Below are 1387 nucleotides of genomic sequence, written 5' to 3'. Positions count from 1 at the left end.
AGGATGTGCTGAAGCGTCAGCCGCTCGACAGCTACACCGCACTTGCCGCCGTCACCCATGATCCCAAGGTCGATGATTTCGCCCTGAAGGCAGCACTAGACGCCAACTGCTTCTATGTCGGCGCGCTCGGCAGCAGGAAGACGCATGCCAAGCGTGTCGAACGTTTGCTGGCGCTGGGCGCGAGCGCCGACCAGATCGCCCGTATTCATGCGCCGATCGGGCTCGATATTGGTGCTGCCAGCCCGGGAGAGATTGCTGTTGCGGTGTTGGCCCAGGCGATCCATGCCTTCCGCTCGCGCGGGCTGGACGCAAAAGGTGCGGCGGCGTGAAATTCGGACCGATCCCGATCGAGACGGCGGAAGGCGCGGTGCTGGCACACTCCACCACCGCTGGTGAACGCCGCTTCCGCAAGGCGCATAGGCTGAGCGCCGAAGATGTGGCGCTGCTACGGACTGCCGGTGTTTCCGAGGTCGTTGCGGCTGTTCTGGCTGAAGACGACCTCGGCGAGGATGCGGCCGCGCAAACGATTGCCGGGAGCATGGCCTTTCGCGGCATCGAAGCCAAGCCTGCCGCGACCGGGCGGGTCAACCTCCACGCCAAGGCGCCGGGCATCTTCACGGTCGATGCCGCTGCCATCGACGCCATCAATGCCATCGATCCCGCCATCACCATCGCCACGCTGGCGCAGCATGCGCCGGTCGAGAAAGGCCAGATGGTCGCGACGGTGAAGATCATTCCCTTCGCGGTCGGTTCAGCGCTGGTCGACGCTGCGACAGAAATCTGCGCCGCAGGCGAGATCTTTGCCGTCAATGCCTACCGGCCCGTGCGTGTCGGCGTCATCCAGACGGTTCTGCCGGGCATCAAGCCTTCCGTGCTCGACAAGACGCTGCGCGTCACCGAAGCGCGGCTGGCGCGCACCGGCGGCAGGCTGACGGCCGAGCGCCGCACGGCGCATGAGATCGCGCCGGTGGCGGAGGCCACGGCTTCCCTGGTGCGCGACAATGACATGGTGGTGATCTTCGGCGCCTCGGCGATGAGCGATTTCGCCGATGTCATTCCCGCGGCGATCGAGAGGGCGGGCGGTACCGTCGTCCGCGCCGGTATGCCGGTCGATCCCGGCAATCTGCTGGTGCTCGGTACGCTCGGCGGCAAGCACGTCATCGGCGCGCCCGGCTGCGCCCGCAGTCCCAAGGAGAACGGGTTCGATTGGGTGCTGGACCGATTGATCGCCGGTCTCGACGTGACCGCCAGGGATATTGCCGGCATGGGGGTCGGCGGGCTGCTGATGGAAATCCCCACACGGCCGCAGCCGCGCGAACCGCTGCCGGCCAAATCTCAGCTGAAGGTCGGCATCGTGCTGCTGGCGGCCGGCCGGTCGAGCCGCATG

2 protein-coding genes are annotated in these 1387 nt (G+C 66.8%); both read left to right on the top strand.

What is annotated here, in order from left to right; translation table 11 throughout:
• Positions 1 to 329 (top strand): XdhC family protein (locus tag EN969_RS31105; RefSeq protein WP_164758660.1); only part of this gene is annotated, 329 nt, incomplete at its 5' end.
• On the top strand, positions 326 to 1387 hold a 1062-nt coding region (locus EN969_RS31100; RefSeq protein ID WP_127419737.1), incomplete at its 3' end, for a molybdopterin-binding protein. The genes EN969_RS31105 and EN969_RS31100, both read left to right, overlap by 4 nt.

Source organism: Mesorhizobium sp. M7A.F.Ca.CA.003.01.2.1 (genome assembly GCF_003998945.1).
Taxonomy (GTDB): Bacteria; Pseudomonadota; Alphaproteobacteria; order Rhizobiales; family Rhizobiaceae; genus Mesorhizobium; species Mesorhizobium ciceri.
Note: the sequence above shows the minus strand (reverse complement) of the source record. Positions and strands in the feature narration are given on the sequence as shown.